General features: G+C 42.8%; 18 protein-coding genes. 8 read left to right on the top strand and 10 right to left on the bottom strand.

Annotation, left to right across the window (positions count from 1 at the left end; genetic code table 11):
* Nucleotides 1-12: 12 nt before the first annotated feature.
* The 10 genes from J0654_RS01925 to J0654_RS01880 form a co-directional block, all read right to left on the bottom strand.
* Nucleotides 13-867 (bottom strand): aldo/keto reductase, encoded by an 855-nt coding sequence (locus tag J0654_RS01925; protein ID WP_207026084.1) that lies wholly within the window; start codon nucleotides 865-867, stop codon nucleotides 13-15.
* Nucleotides 868-894: 27 nt separating this feature from the next.
* Nucleotides 895-2,088, bottom strand: a complete 1,194-nt coding sequence (locus J0654_RS01920; protein WP_207026083.1) for an NAD(P)-dependent alcohol dehydrogenase — start codon at nucleotides 2,086-2,088, stop codon at nucleotides 895-897.
* An 8-nt stretch (nucleotides 2,089-2,096) separates the two neighbouring features.
* The gene (locus tag J0654_RS01915) at nucleotides 2,097-2,606 is read right to left on the bottom strand and encodes a cupin domain-containing protein (RefSeq protein WP_207026082.1); all 510 of its coding nucleotides are present in this window, start codon (nucleotides 2,604-2,606) and stop codon (nucleotides 2,097-2,099) included.
* A gap of 221 nt (nucleotides 2,607-2,827) precedes the next feature.
* On the bottom strand, nucleotides 2,828-3,487 hold the full coding sequence (locus J0654_RS01910) for an SDR family oxidoreductase (protein WP_207026081.1): 660 nt from the start codon (nucleotides 3,485-3,487) through the stop codon (nucleotides 2,828-2,830).
* Between the two features lie 25 nt (nucleotides 3,488-3,512).
* Nucleotides 3,513-3,974 carry a cyclophilin-like fold protein gene (locus tag J0654_RS01905; RefSeq protein ID WP_207026080.1) on the bottom strand — a complete coding sequence of 154 codons (462 nt, stop codon included), beginning with the start codon at nucleotides 3,972-3,974 and terminating at the stop codon, nucleotides 3,513-3,515.
* A 123-nt stretch (nucleotides 3,975-4,097) separates the two neighbouring features.
* Nucleotides 4,098-4,967 (bottom strand): helix-turn-helix domain-containing protein, encoded by an 870-nt coding sequence (locus tag J0654_RS01900; protein ID WP_207026079.1) that lies wholly within the window; start codon nucleotides 4,965-4,967, stop codon nucleotides 4,098-4,100.
* A gap of 77 nt (nucleotides 4,968-5,044) precedes the next feature.
* Nucleotides 5,045-7,282, bottom strand: a complete 2,238-nt coding sequence (locus tag J0654_RS01895; protein ID WP_207026078.1) for a xanthine dehydrogenase family protein molybdopterin-binding subunit — start codon at nucleotides 7,280-7,282, stop codon at nucleotides 5,045-5,047.
* Between the two features lie 111 nt (nucleotides 7,283-7,393).
* Nucleotides 7,394-9,331, bottom strand: coding sequence for a glycoside hydrolase family 3 protein (locus J0654_RS01890; protein WP_237685862.1), 1,938 nt, complete (start codon nucleotides 9,329-9,331; stop codon nucleotides 7,394-7,396).
* A gap of 21 nt (nucleotides 9,332-9,352) precedes the next feature.
* Nucleotides 9,353-9,916, bottom strand: a complete 564-nt coding sequence (locus J0654_RS01885; RefSeq protein WP_207026077.1) for a sugar O-acetyltransferase — start codon at nucleotides 9,914-9,916, stop codon at nucleotides 9,353-9,355.
* Nucleotides 9,917-9,998: 82 nt separating this feature from the next.
* Nucleotides 9,999-10,811, bottom strand: a complete 813-nt coding sequence (locus J0654_RS01880; protein ID WP_237685861.1) for a hypothetical protein — start codon at nucleotides 10,809-10,811, stop codon at nucleotides 9,999-10,001.
* 154 nt (nucleotides 10,812-10,965) lie between these two features.
* Between J0654_RS01880 and J0654_RS01875 the strand changes: the two genes are divergently transcribed.
* The 8 genes from J0654_RS01875 (at nucleotide 10,966) to J0654_RS01840 (ending at nucleotide 21,771) form a co-directional block, all read left to right on the top strand.
* Nucleotides 10,966-11,868, top strand: coding sequence for a helix-turn-helix domain-containing protein (locus J0654_RS01875; protein WP_207026076.1), 903 nt, complete (start codon nucleotides 10,966-10,968; stop codon nucleotides 11,866-11,868).
* A 239-nt stretch (nucleotides 11,869-12,107) separates the two neighbouring features.
* The gene (locus J0654_RS01870) at nucleotides 12,108-12,479 is read left to right on the top strand and encodes a hypothetical protein (RefSeq protein WP_207026075.1); all 372 of its coding nucleotides are present in this window, start codon (nucleotides 12,108-12,110) and stop codon (nucleotides 12,477-12,479) included.
* A 40-nt stretch (nucleotides 12,480-12,519) separates the two neighbouring features.
* A complete protein-coding gene (locus J0654_RS01865) occupies nucleotides 12,520-17,490 on the top strand; it encodes a 2-oxoacid:acceptor oxidoreductase family protein (protein ID WP_207026074.1) in 4,971 nt (1,656 codons plus the stop codon).
* A 12-nt stretch (nucleotides 17,491-17,502) separates the two neighbouring features.
* Nucleotides 17,503-18,864, top strand: a complete 1,362-nt coding sequence (rsxC, locus tag J0654_RS01860) for an electron transport complex subunit RsxC (RefSeq protein ID WP_207026073.1) — start codon at nucleotides 17,503-17,505, stop codon at nucleotides 18,862-18,864.
* Nucleotides 18,857-19,876: an RnfABCDGE type electron transport complex subunit D gene (locus J0654_RS01855; protein ID WP_207026072.1), complete on the top strand. Its 1,020-nt coding sequence runs from the start codon at nucleotides 18,857-18,859 to the stop codon at nucleotides 19,874-19,876. Before rsxC ends, J0654_RS01855 begins: the two co-directional genes overlap by 8 nt.
* Nucleotides 19,873-20,574, top strand: a complete 702-nt coding sequence (locus J0654_RS01850; protein WP_207026071.1) for an RnfABCDGE type electron transport complex subunit G — start codon at nucleotides 19,873-19,875, stop codon at nucleotides 20,572-20,574. Before J0654_RS01855 ends, J0654_RS01850 begins: the two co-directional genes overlap by 4 nt.
* Nucleotides 20,561-21,193, top strand: coding sequence for an electron transport complex subunit RsxE (gene rsxE / locus J0654_RS01845; protein ID WP_207026070.1), 633 nt, complete (start codon nucleotides 20,561-20,563; stop codon nucleotides 21,191-21,193). The genes J0654_RS01850 and rsxE overlap by 14 nt, the downstream gene beginning before the upstream one ends.
* Nucleotides 21,190-21,771: an electron transport complex protein RnfA gene (locus J0654_RS01840; protein ID WP_207026069.1), complete on the top strand. Its 582-nt coding sequence runs from the start codon at nucleotides 21,190-21,192 to the stop codon at nucleotides 21,769-21,771. Before rsxE ends, J0654_RS01840 begins: the two co-directional genes overlap by 4 nt.
* Nucleotides 21,772-21,899: the final 128 nt, after the last annotated feature.

The raw sequence follows: 21,899 nt of genomic DNA, 5'->3' as shown, positions 1-21,899 counted from the left end.
TCCTTGAAACACTTAAGCAAATACCGGAAACTTACTGGCCTCTCCGTAGTCTTCTATTTTTTCCAGATTTTGAAGTGCTTCCATATCTTCTTGCGATATTTCGAAATCCAACTCGGCATTGCTTTTCATATGGTCTGGATTAGCTGTTTTTGGTAGGGGAAGTAGACCCAATTGCAGATCGAAGCGGATGCCCAACTGCGGTACGGAAACTCCATACTTTTCAGCCATTTTGACCACCTCATCATTATTGAACAATTCCCCATGCCCTATTGGAGAGTAAGCCTCTACCAAAATATTGTTCTTCTTGCAGAATTCGATAGTTTCCTTTGGTACATTGGTTACGTGCGCCAATATTTGATTCACTGCAGGTTTAATGGAACCATTGTCCAAAATGTTTTGCACATCTTCGATTTCGAAGTTGGAAAGACCGATAGCTTTAAGTTTTCCTGCTTCATAAGCTTCTTCCAAAGCTTTCCAAGCTGCTAGATTACCTTCAAAAAAGCGTTCTTCGCCCTTGAAGTCCTGCCATGGTTTTGGGCTATGGATAATCATTAAATCGATATAATCCAATCCCATCACATCCAAAGATTTGTCAATGGCAGCCATGGCTTCATCATAAGACTTTACTTCCGCAGCTAGTTTTGTGGTCACGAAAAGTTCGCTTCGATCCGCGTCGCTTTCTTTTATTCCCTGGCCTACACCTTCCTCGTTTTGGTAGGCTTGGGCAGTATCGATATGGCGATAACCCAATTTTACCGCATCCTTCACGGCCTGTACTACGGCATCATTGTCGATGAACCAAGTACCAAGACCCAATTTTGGAATTTCTACTTTGTTGTTTAGTGTATATGTTTCTTGTAATATCATAGTCTATTTTTATTGTTATTAATTCGATTAAAATGTGGCTGCGTCGATAACATATCGGTATCGCGCTTCCTTGTTCACCACTTTTTCCCAAGCATCATTGATTTGCTCGGCGTTTATAATTTCAATTTCCGGACGGACTCCATTATCCGCACAAAAATGAATGACCTCTTGGGTTTCAGGGATTCCACCGATAAGTGAACTGTTATAGTTGACCCTATTGAACATCATGTTGAAATTGTTCACCGTGTACTCTCCTCCTATCGGCACCCCAACTTGGGTGAAAAATCCGTTGGGCTTCACACAATCCATGTAGGACGACATTTCGTAAGCGTATGGAATGGTGGAAATCATATAATCCATTTGTCCACGGTAAGCCTGAAGTTTATCCAACGAGTCTACCACAACAGCTTCCTTGGCTCCCCAAGACAAAATATCCTTTGCCTTGTCCGCCGAAGTAGTAAATCCATACACCTCAGCTCCTTTGGCCACAGCCAGTTTAATGGCCATATGACCTAACCCTCCAATTCCTGCAACACCAACTTTGTCACCAATTTTAAAATCGGCTTTCATCAGTGGGGAATAGGTTGTAATTCCAGCGCAAAGTAATGGTGCGGCCTCCTCAAAACTAATGTGCTCGGGAATATGGACTGCAAAATGGTCCCTCACCACAATCTTATTGGAATATCCACCTTGAGAGATACCCGTGGGTTCCGCTTCTGTAGGATACCCATAGGTAAACAAAGTTTCCCCTCTTTCGCAATAGTGTTCTTCTCCATGGGTACAATTATCACATTCCATACAACTGTCCACCATACAGCCAACCCCTGCACGATCGCCCACTTTGAACTTGGTCACATTTTTACCAACGGCCGCCACAATACCAACAATTTCGTGTCCAGGAACTTGCGGATACTGTTGAGGGCCCCAATGGCCTTTTTCTTGGTGGATATCGGAGTGACAGATACTGGCAAATTTTATGTCTATCAATACATCATCGTCGCCTACCGGTCTGCGTTCAAATTCGAACGGGCTTAATTTTCCCGAATCATCGGTAGCTGCATATCCTTTGGTTTTAATATTCTGGTCCATGTCAATAGGCTTATAGTTAGAAATAGTGTTATCCGCAAACAGCTGCATTGGGTTCGCCAATGTTACCCCTGCCCCCATCAAAGCAGAATTCTGGAGGAATGATCGTCTGGATTTGTTCTGTTCTTTTTTCATTTGTTCGGTTAATTACCGTTATACTGTTCATCACTAACTGGTTCCATCCAGTTTACAACACCTTTTTCGGTATTGGGCACTATGTAAATCTGTTGCATCCCCTTCTCAGGACTTGCCCCATGCCAATGTTTTGCATTTGGCGGGCATTTTACAATACTTCCCTTTGTCAACTTTTCCTTGGGCTGACCTTCAATTTGATGAAATCCCTCACCGTCGGTAATGATCAATATTTGACCGGCGGGATGGTCATGCCAATTACTTCTTGCTCCTGGCTCAAAATAGACATTCCCAACAAGGGTTGTGTATGTGGAATCCATTGGCACCAAACCATAGTTATAGGCATTGCCCGTAAAAAAGTCCGCAGGACCTTTTTGTCCTTTTGGAAAAATAGCGTCAAGCTCTTCCGTATCTAAAGCTTCTACCATTACTTGTTCATTTGCAACTTGTCTTTCTTTTTGCTTGCAGCCCACCATAAAAATTAGAAAAGCTGTTAACGCAGTTAAAATCGTATTCTTCATTTTTAAGTTTTTGAAATTATTTTTAAAAATCATCGAGCGTTTCAGTGCTTGATTTCTTGTTCTAACCGAATTAAAAATCAATACATCAACAAGTTACGTCATAAAACGTCTTCACGGATAATGAAAATCAAATCAAAACTTAAGAGAATCAAACCTTGATTTGATAGCGTTAAAGTTTCATGCTTTTGAGCACCTTTTTGGAGCATCAAAACATCATTGTCCTAGACCAAAAACTTATTAATGGCTTCATCTATTTCCAACGAACCTTCGCTCATTTCCATTACTTTTTTATGGGTTGCCATATCGGGCAAGACTCTTAGGACAGTTTCCGCAACCGCTTGCCTTGGTATTTTTTTGTTCAGCGATTGTGGGTCGGACTGAATGGTTATCTTACCTATATCTTCATCATCGGTAAGCAGAACAGGCCTTAAAATGGTAAAGTCCAGTCCACTTCGCTTGAGTTCCTTATCGGCCAAATGTTTGGCAATGTAGTAGGGCTTCATACTTTCAGGTTGCCAACTCTTAGGGTCATCGGAAAGAGCCGCACCTACCATTACAAAGCGGGAAATGCCATTAACTTTGGCCGCTTCAATGCTTTTTACGGCGCCAAACAGGTCCACTTCAATGGTCTTGTCGGCACCCGTTGCTCCGCCAGAACCCGCCGAAAACACTACAGCGTCATAACCTTTGATAGCTTCAGCAATTACTTCTTCGGGACTTTCGATATTTTCCACAATAGTGGACACCCCGATGGATTCAAAATATTCCTTTTGTTCTTCTTTTCTAATAAGTGCCGTTGGCTCAAAATCCTGCGATGCGCTCATTTTTTGAGCGATCAGCCTTCCTACTTTTCCGTTAGCTCCTATTATTACAACTTTCATGTTTTTGTTTTTTTGTTTCAAAAATTTATTCTTCAATCAGCTCGAAGGTTACGAGTTGACTCCCCACCGAGCGTAGTTTTTCAATGCCATTGTTCTCTATTCTACCCAATGCGATAAGCCCAGACGAATAGCTGAAATCTTTATAAAAAATAGCCACATCGCCCCATGGAGCGTAATAGGTAATATCGCCCTTGCTTGGTTCGTATCCACCTGGAGCCCCATCCTTGGTCAATTTTCTTTCGGGATAGAATATCTTTTCGTTGCTGGCATAATCCTCCAGTTCCGTGGTAATGGGAAGCATGGAGGTTAAATCCCTTGAAGTTGGATTGTCGTACAAGGTGGCGGTCAGTTCGGTATCCCCAAATGAGATTTTTAATTTCATATCCTTTATTGTTAATTCTTCTTTTTCAACGCTCATTTCTTTACCGGATAGCCAAAGGACAGTAAAGCAAAGGAGCAGTGAAGCTGAAACCATGAGTGTTTTCATCCTCCTGAATTTATAGACGTGATAGGGCATATTCTGTTAGCCCTAAAAACACGATACAAAGTTAACTTACCTCTTTAACTATAAGTTAATGATTATCGAATCAAAAATTAAGAAAATCAAATATTAGGCGCGAATTGCCTTTGGAGTGGTACCTGTGAGCCTTTTAAAGTAGTTATTAAAGTAGGTAGGATAATCGAATCCAAGTGCATAAGCTATTTCGCTTACATTCCAATTGGTGTGCTGCAATAGTGCTTTGGCTTCGGTAACAATACGTTCGGATATATGGGTCGATGTAGATTTCCCCGTAACCTCTTTTATGGATTTATTCAAGTAATTCACATGTACGGAAAGATTGTCGGCGTAGTCTTGAGGGCTTCTCAACTGCAATGGATTATCTGCAGTCTCTATGGGAAACTGTCTTTCCAACAGCTCTAAAAACACATTGGTCAACCGCGATGCCGCACTCTGGTGCTGCACGTAGTTCTCCGAAGGCTGCATTTTCAAAGCTTCGTGGAGAATCAAATGAATATAATTCCTAATCAAATCATCCTTAAAGGAGTAATCGGTTTGCTGCTCCTCCATCATCTTGTCAAAAATAGCATTCAAAAACAGGCGTTGGTCTTCGCTTATCTTTAATACGGGAGTACCTCCCAAACTGAACAATGGCGATTTTAAAATACTATCGGAACGTTCGGACATATTTAAAAATTCCTCCGAGAACAAACAGGTATAGCCCACATAGGTGGTCGAAATAGTCTCCCATGAGTAGGGTATATGTGGATTACCAAAAAATAGAATGGTGCCTTCCTGCTCAAAACTCTTATCGGAATAATTAATGATGCTCTTGCCGGTGGTCAAACAAATCTTATAAAAATCCTTACGACTGTAAATTTTGGTCGCACTACTATCCTCTTCAATCTTGAATACATTAAATCCTTTAAGCTTTAATTCGCTATTGAAGGGGGATACCGATCTTTCTGTTTTTGTTTGCATGTTGCAAAGTTAAGAAATTCAAACCAGTGGGTAAACAGAACATTTTCCCAAACTTCCATTAAAAACCAAATATTGCCTTATAAAAAAGGCTGGTCATACAATCGTTTACCGGTGGCCTTGTACATGGCATTGGCCAAAGCCGGGAATATGGGCGGAAAGGCAGGTTCTCCCAAACCGGTGGGATCTATTTGGTTTTCCACAAAATGTACCTCGATCTCTTTTGGGGCTTCCGACATCCGAATCATACGGTAGTCATCGAAATTTTGCTTATTGGGCTTTCCATCCTTAATGCTCAATGATCCAAACATGGCGTTCCCGATTCCGTCCACCACGGCACCTTCCAATAAATTCTTGGCAGCATCAGGGTTGACTACAATGCCACAATCAACGGCACAATATACTTTGTCCACTTTTGGTTGACCATCTTCCATAATAAGGTCCAGCACTTGGGCCACATAGCTATTATGGCAGAAATATGCCGCTACACCACGGGAAACACCTGGCTTCTCTTCTCCCCAATTGGATTTGTCCCTTACCAATTCCAACACCCCTTTATATCGGGCAGGATCATAATCGTTTCGTTCTCCAACTGGGTCGGTTTCTGCCCGACTTAACAATTCCAAACGTAGTTCAATGGGATCTTTACCCATTGTTTCGGCCAATTCGTCCAAAAAGGTCTGCTCCGCACAGGCCATAAAATTAGATCTTGGCGCCCTAAAGGAACCTACGGTAATATTGGATGGTATTGCCCAATCTTCGGCCGAGTAATTATCCAAAGTCCCTGCAGGAAAGCGATCGGCGTACATGGGGCTTTCCGGCACGCCACCTGCGTTTAAATGCAAGCCTGTGATGTTCTTATCCCCGTCGAGAGCTGCTTTGTAGGTGGCACGATAAGCTGGTCTGTATATACCAGCGGTCATGTCGTCTTCACGGGTATACATCAATTTAACCGGTGCATTCATACGCTTGGAAACTATACCAGCCTCTACCAGCCAATGCGCATAGGACCTACGTCCGTATCCACCACCCAGCCGGGTCATTTTGATATCAATTTTATCCAAAGGAATGTCCAATCTCGAAGAGAGGGTCTTTTCCGTAAATTCAGGCTTTTGAAGCGGGCCTGCAAAATCGGCTTTTTCTTCAGTTACGTGAGCAAAAAAGTTCATGGGCTCCATACAGTTATGGGCCAAAAAGGGTGCTGTATAGGAACGCTCCAAAACTTGGTCCGCTTCGCGCAAGGCCCTATCGGGATCGCCATCCTTTCTACGTTCGTTTCCCTTTTGGTTGGACATTTCCAACATCTTCTTGTTATGATCCGATGTATTTTCCAGTCCAGCCGGATAAACCATAGTGGTTTTGCTGCCAAACCTATCTCTGGCTATCTTCAGCTCGGGCCTGGTTTCCCATTCTATATGGGGTGCGAGTGCTTTTTTTGCATTCATGACCTCCCATGTGGAATCCCCCACCACTACGACCAATTCCAAAAAGGAGTTGGTGTCAAAATATTGCCATTCGTAATCATCGGCATAGGTTGTTATGGAGAAAACATCTTTTATGCCCGGCATTCCCTTTACGGATGAAGCATCAAAACTTTTTAGGGTCAAACCAAAAGCAGGCGGATGCACGATCATGGCGGTCAGCATTCCTTCTTGCATATGATCCATCCCAAATAAGGGCTTACCAGTGATGATTTTTTTTGTATCCACATTCTTTTTGGACGTGCCTATTATAGTAAAGTCTTCAATATCTTTTAAGGAGACCGTTTCTGGCACTGAAAGTTTGGAGGCTGCCGTGGCAAACTCTCCATAATGGCCTTTTTTACCGCTTGCTGAATGCGTCAACTGTCCTTTTTCCGCCATTATTTCCGCCATAGGCACGTCCCAGGTCTCCGCCGCTGTCTGCATCAACATATATTTGGCCGATGCCCCGGCTTGCCGTAAGCGTTCCCAACTCTGCCGGATGGCCTGGCTACCTCCAATAAATTGACGCGTATATCGGTCGGTATCCAATGGTGCTTGCTCCACCACAACCATGTCCCAATCTGCATCCAGCTCATCGGCCACGATCATGGGCATGGAAGTCTTTACGTTTTGACCGCCCTCTGGGTTTGGGGACATAATGGTCACCATGCCATTTTCTCCGATCTTAATGTAACCGTTCACCTCTATCCAATCCTCAGGCATTTCCATACCAACCTTTTTTGCTTGGTCTTTGCAGGAAATCATCCAGCTAAAGCCGAGCAGCATGCCCCCACCCGCAAGTGTGGATGATTTTAAAAATAATCGCCTATTCATTTGAGTTTTGGTAGTAGCCATGGTTACTTTTTGTTTGCTTTTACTTTTCTGTAATAAATCAACAGGTAGAAACTTGAATAAGTTCTAGTTGTCCTTTAAAATAGTGAAATAAATTCAGAAAGGAATTCAATCTTAATATTCCAATCCGAAACCAAATGTATATAGTGGGTTTTCACTATCATAGGGCACATCCGTTAGTTGATTTTCAACTGCCTCCATGGATGATGGTAATTCGAAAGGCAATTTTCCTTTGGGTTCTGCATTTCCAAAAAGAACTTCACAAACATTTTTATCGCTCGAGCCAAAATCAGCTATCAAAGCCCTTGAAGCTTCGGAAATTTGAGGTATCACTGCCGGCCTATCCAAATAAATATCCACCACGGTAGGTACTTTATCCATAATTTCCAGGAGTCTAGTTTTCTCCTCCTGTTTAAAATCAAGGTCTCCATGATGAAACGAGCGGGCAAATGGATTCTTGGTCTCTGCAGGGTACCATGGTGTATTCAATCTTATGATAGCCAAATCTGCCTCTTCGGGAGTAGGTACCACCCTTGCATATTGTGCCACCACCGTACTATCCATTCCTTCTATGTAAACCTTGCTTGTGTTGGACTCAAGGGGTAAGAAACTATCCTTGTTTTTCAATAATGTTATGGCCTTCTGTTGAGATGCATTACCTATAGCACGGTAATCTTCGCGACCTACAATTTCGGAAACCTTGGTCTCGTCAACAAAAGGATTGTCAAACAATCCCAACTGGAACTTTTGACGTAGCAATCTCCTCAAGGACTCATCAATCCTTGCTTCATCGAGCTCTCCATTCGCTACCAATTCCACAACTAGCTCAGGACGATTTTCACCCCCGAACTGATCACAGCCTGCCTGGATTATTTTAAGGACCCTTTCGGATGGCGACAACTCTTCAACACCCCATGCACGTGCAGGCCAAGTTATGTCGGGGCCCATTTGCACATCGGTGATAAGGCCCCAATCAGTACAAACAACCCCATCGTAGTTGTATTTTTTTCGAAGCAAATCGGTAATGATCATTTTATTATAGGCCATCGCCACTTCCTCATCTGTCTGATCCGTAGGTACGCCATAATAAGGCATAATAGAGGCTGTATTCATTTTGAATGCCGCTTCAAAAGGAATTAAATGATAGTCAAAATTATCCCCTGGATAAATTTGCCCCTTTTGAATAGCGAAGTGTGGATCCAAGCCCTCTTTTTGAGGTCCCCCGCCAGGGAAGTGCTTCGTCATACAAGCTACACTGTTCTCATCCAAAGTTTCTCCTTGCATACCTTTAAGATAGGCCGTTACCATTCTGGCCGTCAAATTGGCGTCCTCACCAAAGGTTCCGCTTATTCTTGCCCATCTGGGTTCTGTTGCCAAGTCGATTTGGGGATGAAGCGCCACCCTAATGCCAACGGCCAAATATTCCTTTCGGACAATATCCGCAAACTGCTCTACCAAGGAATCATTGCCGATTGCCGCAAGCCCAGGCGTTTCACAAAACTGGGTAAATCCATTTGCTGCCATGGAAAAAATAGTATTGCTAAAATGGTGTCGTGGGTCTGAAGCAATAGTTACCGGTATGCCCAAACGAGATGCTTCCGCATGACTTTGAAGGCTATTGTACCAAACCGCCATCAAACTTGGGTCTGGTGGAATACTCCAAACATTGAAATGGTTCAACTTTCCTTTATCTATGTTATCAATAGCTGCGGGATAACGCGCACCTGGCCCAGTGGCATCTGCTTTCTTTTCCAAAGAACCGTCCTCGTTTACGGGTACTCCTGGCATAAACATTGTTCCCGCTTTCTCCTCAATGGTCATCTGTGAAATCAAATCATCGATCCTATCCTCGATCGGTGCATTGATATCCTCATAAACATCGAGTTCGCCATTCTTATTCAAATCCCGAAAGATTTGTCCATCCAACTCCAACTTTACCTTGGTTTTTTCCAATGCAATACTGGGTATACTTTTTTTAGTGGATTCGCCACTTCCCTGGCAACCGCCCAAAATAAGGGCAACGGTCAACATTCCAATTAGTACTGTTCTCATGATCATTTGGTTATGTGCTTATTAACTTATTGTTTTTAAAACTTTCGCAGGAACGCCTGCAACCACTGTGTTGGGCGGTACATCTTTATTCACCAAAGCCCCTGCGGCCACCACGGAGTTCTCACCTACGGTTACTCCCGGTAGAATTGTTGCGCTCGCGCCAATCCAAACATTTTTTTTGATGCGTACGGAACTAGGTCGCATGCTCTTCCTTGTTTTGATGTCGGTTGGATGGTTCTCGGAGGTAATGCTTACCCGCGGACCTATCATCACATCATCTTCAATAGTAATACCACCCAGGTCCAAAAAACTACAGGCATGGTTGATGAAAACATTCTTTCCCAAAGAAATGTTCTTTCCGTAATTGGTGTAAAAAGGTGTGAAAAGTGTAGTGCTTTTATCCACCTTAACACCAATAATTTCACTTAATACCTTTCTGATCTCATCCACGTTTTTGGATGCGTTTAGTTTAGTGGACAGTGCAATGGTCTTGTTGACCTCAACTCCTATCTGTGCGTAGTCAGGGTCGTTCATTGGAATTTCTTCACCCGATGTCAATCTCTCAAATATGTTCATTGCTTTCATTCAATTTTCTGATGGCTTCTTTACCCGAAACCATAAGGTGCCAGTGGGCTATCAATACTAATTTTGCGCCTTATGTTAAATTTTAGAAACTATAGACCAAGGAAACATTCCAGGTAAAATCGTCCTCGGGAACAATTTCCGTATCCAAAGCCTTGTTCAAAATAGCGGATATAGATAGTGGGAAATCCTTTTTCCTAAAGGATAAGAACCCGGCTACATAATATCCTTGTAAATCATCCGTTGCCAAAAAATAGGCCTGCGGAGTAATATCAAAGTAATATTGGTCCGTTACATAAAGGTTTTTAAACGTTGATGTAAAAACAACAAAGTTGGTCTGCTTTACACCGTCATCGAATCCCCGGGCATGGAGGTAATACATTCCAACATCTATATTCTCGGCCACTTTAAACGTTGGAACCACTTCTGCCGCCACATATCTTCTTGCCTCCAAAATATCTTCCGAAGCACCGTTCCTCACAATGGGTATGGTCCTAAAGTTAATGGCTGGATGTGCCCCGACCCGGAGAGAGAACTTCTCTTTTTCCACAGCCTTGTAACGCCACCAAAAAATAAATGTCCAAGGTTTGCCTTCCAAGGCAAAGCGCATATCGGGCTCAAAACTCAACCTCCCTTTTCTGAACTTAAGGTCAAAGATCAATGCCGGGTCTCCCAAAGAAAAAGAGGGAACCAATGAAATTCCATTGTTGGTGACACTAGCTGTTCCACTAAAATCATCCAGAAACGGTTTTTTTTCCTCTTGGGCCAGAGAAACATTGAAAACAAGAAGACTCCCTATCAAAATATAAAACGGAATGGTTCTTCTGCTAAAAGCGGGATATGGAAATGAAAATCGCATAGCACTACCCCTACTCCTTCTGGAGTCAATACTTATCATGATGAGTTAGTTGGTTAATTTTCTCAAAGATAGCAGGAATGGCGATTAACTGTCGTACCCATTTTACAGAAAGATTTACCTTTTTTACGGATAATGACCCTGACCAACAGGAAACTATTGTTTTGATTGTTTGTTTTGGGTACATTGTGGTGATATGAGCGAGATCATCAACTTAGAGACCGTGAACGATTACTGTAATCGATTCAACCAAATCTCCCAACATCCCTTGGTGAGTGTGATGAACCTGCACGATTTGAAAAGAAATTCGCAAAAGGGCATTGAAGCGCTCCGTTTCAATTTTTATGGAATATTCTTAAAACAGAACCCGGATTGTATTCTAAAATACGGCAGAAAGTATTATGACTTTCAAGAGGGTACTTTGGTATTTATCGGACCAGGTCAAATTGTCCAGATTGAAAACGGTGATGACTATGTTCCATCGGGTTATGCACTATTGTTTCACCCCGATTTATTGCGCAAAACCAATTTAGGTGAAATCATTTCCAAATACTCCTTCTTTTCCTATGAGTTGAGTGAGGCATTGCACCTATCTCAAAAAGAGCGAAAAATTATTATTGATTGTATTGAGAAAATACGATTTGAACTGGAACGGGACATCGACAAGCATAGCAAAGAGCTCATCGTATCCAATATCGAACTTTTTCTACGTTATTGCTCACGCTTTTACGACCGTCAATTTATTACCCGCGATGTCGTGAACGATGGTGTGGTCCATCAATTCAAACGGTCGCTCCACCACTACCTCTATTCCGGAAAGGCTAGCGAACTAGGGTGCCCATCTGTAGGGCATTTTGCCCAGGAACAATATTTATCCGCTAACTATTTTGGTGACCTTATTAAAAAAGAGACTGGAAAAAGTGCTCTCGAAATCATTCAGACCAAACTTATCGAGGTCGCCAAAGAGCGCATTTTCGATCCCACGAAAACCGTAAGCGAAATTGCCTACGAACTTGGCTTTAAACATCCCCAACACTTCTCCCGTTTATTCAAGAGCAAGGTGGGCTACTCTCCCAACGAATATAGAATGATGAACTAACAATAGCATCTTTTCACCCCCACTTTCTTTAAACCTCTCCCAAGGATAAAATTGATCGAAGTAAAAAGGACCAAGGTTGAATTCATGCCCAGCCATGAGTTTATCATAGTCCGTCATAATCCATAAAATTTCTTCAGATACTGATAAATGTCATTAAATGAAGACTTTACTTTCAATAATTTTAGTGGCAATTCCTAACAACTGCTTTGGTTCTCTATAGGAAAATAAAAATATTTATTATGGATACCGATCAAATCAAAACCAAATTCGAACAGGCTGATCAGTTTCTTGAGGCAGCCCAAAGTGAGTTAAATCGACCAGCAGAAGATGTAGTACCCTATATGGTATGCAGAAGCGCCCGAAAATCTATTTCTCATTACTTAAACGGGTTTTTGTTAAAACATGGGGTTGAATCCAATGAGGATGATACCGTAGAAATATTGTTGAACAAATGCCAAACCATCAATAATGAATTCAACAGTTTTGATTTGAGTCCCATAACATTCACGATGGATGAGGAATACAGTGCAGAATTCGACAAGATGAAAAGCTGCATTGATTTGGCCGCCTATACCAAACAATTGGTCGGAGTAACAAATTCAAAATTTTGAAAGCATACCTATCTATTAGTACAACATTAATCCTCATATTATGAGCCAGTCAGTTTTGCAGAAAATTGGAGTACCCAAAAACATCACAAAAGGTAAAGACAAGAAATCATCCAAATTCAAATATCCTGGAAAACCAGTAGCAATGGACGGGAATACCGCCGCAATAATGTGCGAGCGTGAATCTACAGATGCTGCTGGCGCATTCCCCATTACACCCTCTACCCAAATGGGGGAATATTGGGCCGATGCAGCTGCTAAAGGACATTTGAATATTTCAGACAAACCTTTGATATTTATTGAACCGGAAGGGGAACATGCCGCTGCTGCGGTTACCGCTGGTTTGTCCATGACCGGTTTGCGTGCTGCGAACTTTTCATCGGGTCAAGGTATTGCCTACATGCACGAATCCCTTTATGCCGCAGTGGGTAAACGCCTTACCTACGTACTGAATATCGGTGCACGTGCCATGACCAAATCCACATTGAACGTTCACGCCGGGCACGATGATTATCATGCTATTGACGACACTGGCTTTTTTCAAATGTTTGCCAAGAAGGCGCAACATGTAGCCGACCTTAACATTATTGCCCACCGTATTGCGGAATTGGCGCTGACTCCAGGTATTATTGCGCAAGATGGATTTTTAACCACACATTTGATTGAATCTTTCCTTTTGCCGGAGCGTGAATTAATTAAAGAATATCTAGGTCTCCCAGACGATATCATCAAAACTCCAACACCTGCCCAACGCATTATTTATGGTGATACGCGTAGACGTATTCCTGAATTATGGGATGTGGATAACCCGGTAATGGCCGGTATTGTACAAAACCAGGATTCATATATGCAAAGTGTTGCTGCCCAACGTCCATTCTTCTTTGATCATATTAAGGAATTGGCCGATCAGGCGTTCAAGGAATACCACGAACTCACCGGCAGACGTTATCAACGAGTAATGACCTACCGTGCAGAAGATGCCGACTACCTTATTTTAGGTCAGGGAAGTTTGGTGCCCAGTGCAGAAGTTGTTGTGGATTACCTGCGTGAAACCAGAGGAATAAAAGTAGGAGTGGTCGACCTTGTTATGTTTAGGCCATTCCCTTCCGATATGCTCGGAGAAATTTTAAAAGGGAAAAAAGCCGTAACTATTTTGGAAAGACTGGATCAGCCATTGGCCGTCGACTCCCCGATTACACGCGAAGTACGTTCCGTTTTGAACAAGTGTGTCGAAAATGGCAGGGATAAAAAACACAAAGCCTATCCAGAGTTGACTTCCTATTCCATATCCGATATGCCCGCAATTTACTCGGGATCCTTTGGTATGGGTAGCCGCGACTTACAACCAGAAGGTATTATAGGAGCAGTAGAAAATATGTTACCCAATGGTAAACACAAAAAGCAATTTTATCTCTCCATAGATTTTATCCGACAAATACCACATTCCCCTAAACAAAAGGCATATCAGGAAAGTATACAAGAATCCTATCCACTTGTTAAGGAACTGGGCATTAGGGGCTCGGAAAACCCTAACCTTATGCCAAAAGATGCCATCACGGTACGTTTTCATTCCATTGGTGGCTGGGGTGCAATTACCACGGGTAAAAACCTCGCCATGACCCTATATGAGTTATTAGGGTACAACATTAAGGCCAATCCAAAATATGGTTCGGAGAAGAAAGGACAGCCCACAACATATTATCTCGCAGCTTCTTCGGAGCCCATCCGAATAAACTGTGAATACTACTTTGTGGATGTTGTATTATCCCCGGATCCCAATGTATTTAAACATACCAACGCATTGGCCGGTCTTAAAAAGGGAGGAAATTTTATTATCCAAAGTGATAAACAAACACCGGAAGAAGTTTGGGCGGAGATTCCTGAACGCTATCAAAAAATCATTATAGATAATGATATTCATGTGTTCTATATCGATGGATTTAAAATTGCGAGGGAAGAAGCCACAGACCCTGAATTACAACTACGTATGCAGGGAATCGCCTTCCAAGGAGCATTTTTTGCCGCATCGCCCTTAATGAAGAAATCAGGGTTATCCGAAGAAAAATTATTGAAAGCCATTGAGGACCAATTGCAGCATAAATTTGGATCTAAGGGCCAACGTGTGGTCGATGACAATATGCGTGTGGTAAAACGTGGCTTTGATGAAGTTCATGAAATCACCAATAAAGTTTTGGGAGCAGGCAACAAGGCCAATGGTGCTGTTAAGGAACCCCTTCCCATTCCACAAATGTTGAAAGAAATCCCACAGAGTGAATCAAAGCTCAGCGATATCCATCGTTTTTGGGAACAAACAGGTAATTTCTATCTGCAGGGTATGGGGAATGACAACCTCACCGACCCATTTATAGGTTTGAGTGTAATGCCTGCTGTTTCCTCCGTATTCCGAAACATGACCGGCATACGTTTCGAGCACCCCCAATGGGTACCAAACAATTGTACTGCATGCGGAAACTGCTACACAATATGTCCCGATACGGCAATACCCGGACTGGTAAGTGAAGTATCCGATGTTTTCGACACCATAGTGAAACGTGTGAAAAACAACCACGGTAAAGTGGAGCATTTGCCCAAAGCGGTTCGTAAAATGGAAGGGCATGTCAGAAAATTGTTTGCAGGTTCAAAAAACGGAGCAACCGTCAATGACTATATGCAGCATGCTATGGACATGACCCTCGATGAGCTTGGCAATGGGAAGGAACTTACTCAAGAACTCGATTGGTTCAAAGAAGAGTTGGGCGAATTCAATTTCGCTTTAACCCGCCCCTACTATGATCTACATGAGAAAAAAGAAGAAAACAGTGGCGGATTGTTCAGTATAACCATCAACCCCAACACATGTAAGGGATGTATGGAATGTGTTGCTGTTTGTAACGACGATGCTTTGATCAAAATACCACAGACCGAAGGGTCCATCGCCAAACTGAACAAAGAATGGGATTTTTGGCTAGATCTCCCCAACACTCCGCAAAAGTTCAATCGAATCGATGATCTGGAAGAAAAAATAGGTCCACTGGAAACAATTCTATTGAACAAAGATGCTTACTTGAATTTTGCCAGTGGCGATGGTGCTTGTTTGGGCTGTTCCGAAAAATCGGTGGTACATATCTTCACGGCCACTGTGGAATCCCTCATGCAACCGCGCATAGAAAAACACATGGCCTACCTGGAAGAATTGACCAACAAATTGGAAAGACATATCCAAGGAAAATTGATGGACCGCGTGAATTTGACCGATTCGGAGGCCATGTCCAAAATAGTTTCCGAAATGAAAAATTCAGATTTGACCATGTCGGAGATTACCCGAAGGTTGGAATCTGAAAATGGTGGTGAACCCATTGATCAGGAATGGTTGCGCAATGTTACTCAATTACTTGCTCAACTGAACAAGTTAAAATGGAAATATACCAACGGAACTACCGGAAAAGGTAGGTCCAATATGGGTATCCTTAATTCCACTGGTTGTTCTTCGGTATGGGGAAGTACATGGCCGTTCAACCCTTATCCATTCCCTTGGGCCAACCACTTGTTCCAAGACTCGCCTTCCATGGCAATGGGTGTTTTTGAAGGACATATGGCCAAGATGGCCGAAGGTTTCAAGGTCATACGTAAAGCGGAATTGGAGCTCGAAGGGAAATACAATGCCGAAGAACATGACGACTTCTTCACCTATTTTACTTGGAAACAATTTACAGATGAAGAATGGTTGCTATGTCCCCCAGTGGTAACACTGGGCGGTGATGGTGCCATGTACGATATTGGTTTCCAAAACTTATCAAGAATGATGGCTTCCGGCAAACCGATCAAAGTAATCGTACTTGATACACAGGTATATTCCAACACAGGTGGACAAGCCTGTACTTCTGGGTTTATCGGTCAAGTTTCCGATATGGCCCAATATGGAAAGGTATGGAAAGGTAAAAGTGAGCCTCGTAAAGAAATTGGCCTTATTGCCATGGCACATAGAAACACTTATGTAATGCAAGCCACTTTGGCCAATACAAGTCAAATGATAGAAGGATTTATCGATGGCTTGATGACCAAGCGACCAGCTATTTTTAACCTGTACACCACCTGCCAACCCGAACATGGTGTAGGTGATGACAAAGGGGCAAATCAAGCTAAACTTGCAGTAGAATCCAGGGCTTACCCTATATTCAAATACAATCCCGATCATGGAATAAAAGCCCGGGAAGCTTTTGATTTGGCAGGTAACCCTGCCATGGATCAAATCTGGCCAACTTATAACTTAAAATATCTCGAATACGGTCAGGAACGAACCATGGAATTACCAATGACGTTTGCCGACTTTGCATTGACCGAGGCACGTTTCAGAAAACATTTCAGAAAAGTACCACGCAGTGCCTGGAACGATAATATGATGCCTCTGGCAGAATTTTTAGAAATGGAAGAAAACGAACGTGAAGGCAAATTCCCTTATATCTGGGCAGTTGATAGAAATCAGAAACTTAATCGGGTATTGGTCGCAAAAGCCATTGTGGAGTCTTGCGAAGAACGTAGGGATTTCTGGCTGATGCTACGCGATATAGCCGGAGTGGAACCAGAAAAACCACAAGAAGAAAACCTCGAAGAAAAAATTAGAAACGAGGTTGTTGGAAGTATTGCTCAGGGACTTATGCAACTTGCTGGTGGTAATGGGAATGGAAACGATCTGTTGAAAATGGCATTGGAAAAACCGGTGGAGACCAATGGAGTTGTAGTAGAAGAACCATCATCAAACGGGGAATACATGGCCCCGTGGCTGGAAACTGATGAATGTAGTTCCTGTGATGAGTGCATAAAGCTCAATCCCAACATTTTTGCTTATAACGAAGACAACAAAGCGTACATCAAAAACCCGAAGGCCGGACCCTATGAAGATTTGGTAAAGGCAGCGGAAAAATGTACGGCAGGAGTTATTCATCCCGGATTACCCGCTGAACGGTCTGCAAAAGATATTGAGAAATGGATAGGTCGAGGTGAAAAGTATAATTAATGCATACACGGCATGATGTCCCTTTTCAATCTTCATAAAGACTCGTTTAAACACGGTATTCACCCTCCGGAGAGTAAGGACGATACAAGTGGTTTGCCCATTAGGCAATTTCCATTTGCGCCCGTCATAATTTTACCGATGGCACAACACATCGGTACTCCTTCGGAAATTGTGGTGCGGGAAGGTCAGGAAGTGCAGCGGGGCCAATTGTTGGCCAAGGCCAATGGGTACGTTTCCGTGTCCATGCACGCTCCTGTTTCCGGGAAGGTTTGCAAAATTGCCAATGTGCCCACCATTTCGGGAAAAATGTCTTTAGGTATTTATCTGGAAGCCTTTCCTTTTTCAACCCAGGAGGTACTCGAAGGAAACCCAATAGATCCCGATACGGCCACACCGGAAGAAATTCTGCAAGGTATTCAGGATGCCGGTATTGTGGGATTGGGCGGTGCTGCATTTCCAACACATGTAAAATTGAAAATTCCGGAAGGCAAAACATGTGAAACCTTGATCATCAATGGAGTGGAATGTGAACCCTATTTAACCACGGACCATCGGGTAATGTTGGAACAGGAAAACGATATTTTTACCGGAATCAAATACTTGTTGAAAGCTACGGGGGCAAAAAAGGCCATCATTGGCATTGAAGCCAACAAACAAGATGCTGCTGACCACTTGTCGAAACATATGCCCAAAGGATTACCAATTGCTGTAAAAGTGCTTCCAGTTAAATATCCGCAGGGAGCGGAGAAAATGCTGATTACTTCCATTCTGGGCAAGGAAATACCGTCAGGCAAGCTTCCAATTGAAGCAGGGGCTGTTGTGGTCAATGTGGCTACAACCGCAGAAATCGGTAGATTACTACCGCATGGTCGCGGAATCCAAGAACGCGTGATCACGATCACGGGGCCAGGAGTTAAAAAGAAAGGAAACTACCTCATTCCAGTGGGTACTCCCCTGCGCTATGTTTTGGAACAAGTAGGGGTTGACCAAGAAATCAGTGAAGTATATATGGGAGGCCCAATGATGGGCATGGCGGTTTCCAATCTGGACATATCCATTGTAAAGGGTACTTCGGGCATTTTGGTGTTCACAAAAAAGGATGTGGATCGGTCAACAACGATATATCCATGTATTAAATGTGGTGCCTGTGTCGATGCATGTCCAATATTGTTGAATCCATCAAAATTGGGAATATTGGCAAAATTTGAAGCCTATGATGAAATGGCCTCGGATTATAATCTGATGGATTGTTTTGAATGCGGATCGTGCACCTATGTGTGTCCTTCCCATATTCCATTGGTCCAATATTTTAGATCGGCAAAACGGATAGTTAGAAAGCGGGAAGCAGATAAAAAAGAGAAAGTACATGCTTAGAAAAACCTTACATATTAGCACATCGCCCCATATCAATAGTGGGAAGAGCACCGAACAGATCATGAAGAATGTGGTTTGGGCCTTGTTGCCCGTTGTATTTTTCTCCATCTATTCCTTTGGGTTGAATGCTTTGTTGGTCATTGCGACTGCAACCTTTGCCAGTGTGCTTACCGAACATGTGCTTTGCAAACTTTCAAAGAAAAAAACCACTGTTGGTGATTATTCAGCGGTTATTACAGGACTATTATTGGGACTCACCTTGCCTCCAAGTTTTCCATTATGGATGGCTTTTATAGGTGGAATCATCGGAATCGCCCTTGGTAAATATATTTTCGGTGGATTGGGATATAATGTGTTCAATCCGGCACTCGTGGCAAGGGCTGTTTTACAAGCCGCTTTCCCTGTGGCCATTACCACTTGGCATCCCGCTTTTCTGACCGATCGCTTTTCAACCGTAGCAAGTTCGGTATTCACATGGCCCTTCATGGAGCCAAAATTTGATGTAATCTCCGGGGCGACTCCCTTGTCAGCATTTAAGTTTGATGGAGTAACAACTTCCACTGTAGAACTGGCCTTGGGTCAAATTAGTGGTTCGGCAGGAGAGACCAGTGCTGTGATCATCATTTTAGGGGGGCTTTATTTGATTGCACGGAATATGATGAATTGGAGGATTCCAGCAGCCGTATTATTAAGTGCATTCGTGTTGAGTGGCGCACTTTTTTTGATCAATAGTGAAATATATCCATCACCTTGGTTTATGCTGTTTTCCGGCGGCTTGATGCTAGGTGCGGTATTTATGGCCACAGACATGGTCTCCTCCCCTATTACACCGCTCGGTTTATGGGTTTACGGGGGAATCATTGGCATTTTAACCATTGTGATACGAGTTTGGGGTGGTTTATCGGAAGGAGTCATGTATTCCATATTGTTGGCCAATGCCATTTCTCCGCATATTGATTCGGTCATCAAAAACAGAGTGTACGGAACCAAAAGAAAAATGAAAGCCGCATGAGTGAAGTCTCCAATATAGCGATGCAAAATCCTGCGAACAGTAAAAAAATGCTACTGGCCATGGTGGGCATAGGTATCATAAGTGCTTTTCTTATTGTGTTGACATATGAATTGACCCTTCCCCGTGTTCAGCGATTAAAGGCCGAGGCATTGGAAAAAGCAATTTTTGAAGTGCTTCCCGGAACAGATCATACACAGGCCTTTGGACTGAACACTGATGGGACATTATTTAAAATCGAAGAAGGAGATAAATCTGAAGCAGCTCTCTATGCAGGATATGACAAAGGTGATAAACTGGTAGGCTATGCAGTGGAAGCTGCAGGTCAGGGTTATGCGGATGTGATCAGAATTATCTACGGCTACGACCCTAGTGAACAAATATTGATCGGGTTTCAGGTATTGGAAAGTAAGGAAACCCCTGGGCTTGGAGATAAAATTGGAAAGGAAGAAGCGTTTCTCAACAATTTTAAAGCACTGGATGTCAGCGTTTCCAACGATGGACAGTTACGCAACAAGGTAATCACCGTAAAACAAGGTGAAAAACAAAATCCTTGGGAAATTGACGGAATCACCGGAGCCACAATTTCTTCACGCGCCATAGGAGATATTATTGGCAAAAGTAGTATGGAGGTTATTCCTATTCTCCATCAAAATTATAAAAACGGCCAAAATAAAATGAATAGCGATGAGCAACAATGATTCCACATCAAAGCAAAAGGTCACCTCAACCGATGAGTTTATTAAAGGGTTGTGGCGAGATAATCCTGTATTTGTCCAAGTATTGGGAATGTGTCCGGTTCTGGCAGTTTCCAATACTGCGGAAAATGCTCTAGCCATGGGGTTGGCAACAGCTTTTGTGCTATTGATGTCGAATATTTTGGTCTCGCTTTTACGGAATTTTGTTCCTAAACAGGTGCGTATTGCCTCGTATATACTCATCATCGCCACATTTGTTACCGTAACCGATTATGCGATTCAAGCGATCAGTGTCGAGCTCCACAAGAGTTTGGGAGCGTTTATCTCACTTATAGTGGTAAACTGCCTGATATTGAGTCGGGCCGAAGCCTTTGCATCAAAAAATACCATAGGACGATCTATCCTTGATGCATTGGGAATGGGGTTCGGATTTACGCTCGCCCTTTTTTGCTTGGGGGCCGTAAGGGAAATACTTGGGAATGGTTCAATTTTTAATATCCCTCTTTTTTCTGAAGGTTATCAAAGTTGGATTGTGATGATATTACCTGCCGGGGGATTTTTCACCTTGGCACTTTGGTTACTTATAATTAATGCACTACAAACAAGAAAAGTAAAATCATGAATACAGAGTCCTTAGGTTCGATTTTTCTCAATGCCGCCTTGGTCAACAATTTTGTTTTGGCCTATTTCTTGGGTATTTGTCCATTTTTAGGGGTGTCTGGAAAAATGGAAACGGCTACGAAAATGGGTGGTGCCGTAATGTTTGTTATGCTCATAAGTTCCATGAGCGCCTACGGTATTCACGCATTTCTGGTAAGTATCGATGCCCCGTTCCTTCAATTGATCAGTTACATTGTAGTGATTGCTTCAACCGTACAGTTAGTGGAAATGTTCATCAAAAAAATTAGCCCGGCGCTGTTTAAATCATTGGGGATTTTTCTCCCATTGATCACAACAAATTGTGCCATACTTGGAGTAGCCTTGTTTCAGACCAGTAAAGGATATGGGTTTTTAGAAAGTGTGGTCTATTCGTTGGGTGCCGGCGCAGGATTTATGCTGGCACTGGTATTGATTGCCGGTATAAGGGAACAAATGAATTTTGCGGATGTGCCCAATATTTCCAAAGGAACAGCACTTACATTGTTCATAGCAGGAATTTTATCACTCTGCTTCATGGGCTTTGCAGGACTGGGCGCTTAATTAAAATAAAGAAAGGATGATTAAATCACTCATTATAGGAATTGGCTTAACAGTAACCATTGTATTGGCGTGGGCACTTGTACAAACCCTGTGGAAAAAAACATTTCGGGAAGAATATTCTGAAGACG

It is taken from the genome of Flagellimonas profundi (assembly GCF_017313275.1).
GTDB lineage: Bacteria > Bacteroidota > Bacteroidia > Flavobacteriales > Flavobacteriaceae > Flagellimonas > Flagellimonas profundi.
Note: the sequence above shows the minus strand (reverse complement) of the source record. Positions and strands in the feature narration are given on the sequence as shown.

Coding starts and splice junctions, on each gene's coding strand:
- J0654_RS01870 (WP_207026075.1), top strand. CDS start 12,108: ATGGATACCGATCAAATCAAAACCAAATTCGAACAGGCTGATCAGTTT.
- J0654_RS01840 (WP_207026069.1), top strand. CDS start 21,190: ATGAATACAGAGTCCTTAGGTTCGATTTTTCTCAATGCCGCCTTGGTC.
- J0654_RS01865 (WP_207026074.1), top strand. CDS start 12,520: ATGAGCCAGTCAGTTTTGCAGAAAATTGGAGTACCCAAAAACATCACA.
- J0654_RS01905 (WP_207026080.1), bottom strand. CDS start 3,974: ATGAAAACACTCATGGTTTCAGCTTCACTGCTCCTTTGCTTTACTGTC.
- J0654_RS01900 (WP_207026079.1), bottom strand. CDS start 4,967: ATGCAAACAAAAACAGAAAGATCGGTATCCCCCTTCAATAGCGAATTA.
- J0654_RS01920 (WP_207026083.1), bottom strand. CDS start 2,088: ATGAAAAAAGAACAGAACAAATCCAGACGATCATTCCTCCAGAATTCT.
- J0654_RS01890 (WP_237685862.1), bottom strand. CDS start 9,331: ATGAGAACAGTACTAATTGGAATGTTGACCGTTGCCCTTATTTTGGGC.
- J0654_RS01895 (WP_207026078.1), bottom strand. CDS start 7,282: ATGGCTACTACCAAAACTCAAATGAATAGGCGATTATTTTTAAAATCA.
- J0654_RS01880 (WP_237685861.1), bottom strand. CDS start 10,811: ATGATAAGTATTGACTCCAGAAGGAGTAGGGGTAGTGCTATGCGATTT.
- J0654_RS01915 (WP_207026082.1), bottom strand. CDS start 2,606: ATGAAGAATACGATTTTAACTGCGTTAACAGCTTTTCTAATTTTTATG.
- J0654_RS01925 (WP_207026084.1), bottom strand. CDS start 867: ATGATATTACAAGAAACATATACACTAAACAACAAAGTAGAAATTCCA.
- J0654_RS01885 (WP_207026077.1), bottom strand. CDS start 9,916: ATGAAAGCAATGAACATATTTGAGAGATTGACATCGGGTGAAGAAATT.
- J0654_RS01875 (WP_207026076.1), top strand. CDS start 10,966: ATGAGCGAGATCATCAACTTAGAGACCGTGAACGATTACTGTAATCGA.
- J0654_RS01910 (WP_207026081.1), bottom strand. CDS start 3,487: ATGAAAGTTGTAATAATAGGAGCTAACGGAAAAGTAGGAAGGCTGATC.
- rsxC (WP_207026073.1), top strand. CDS start 17,503: ATGATGTCCCTTTTCAATCTTCATAAAGACTCGTTTAAACACGGTATT.
- J0654_RS01850 (WP_207026071.1), top strand. CDS start 19,873: ATGAGTGAAGTCTCCAATATAGCGATGCAAAATCCTGCGAACAGTAAA.
- J0654_RS01855 (WP_207026072.1), top strand. CDS start 18,857: ATGCTTAGAAAAACCTTACATATTAGCACATCGCCCCATATCAATAGT.
- rsxE (WP_207026070.1), top strand. CDS start 20,561: ATGAGCAACAATGATTCCACATCAAAGCAAAAGGTCACCTCAACCGAT.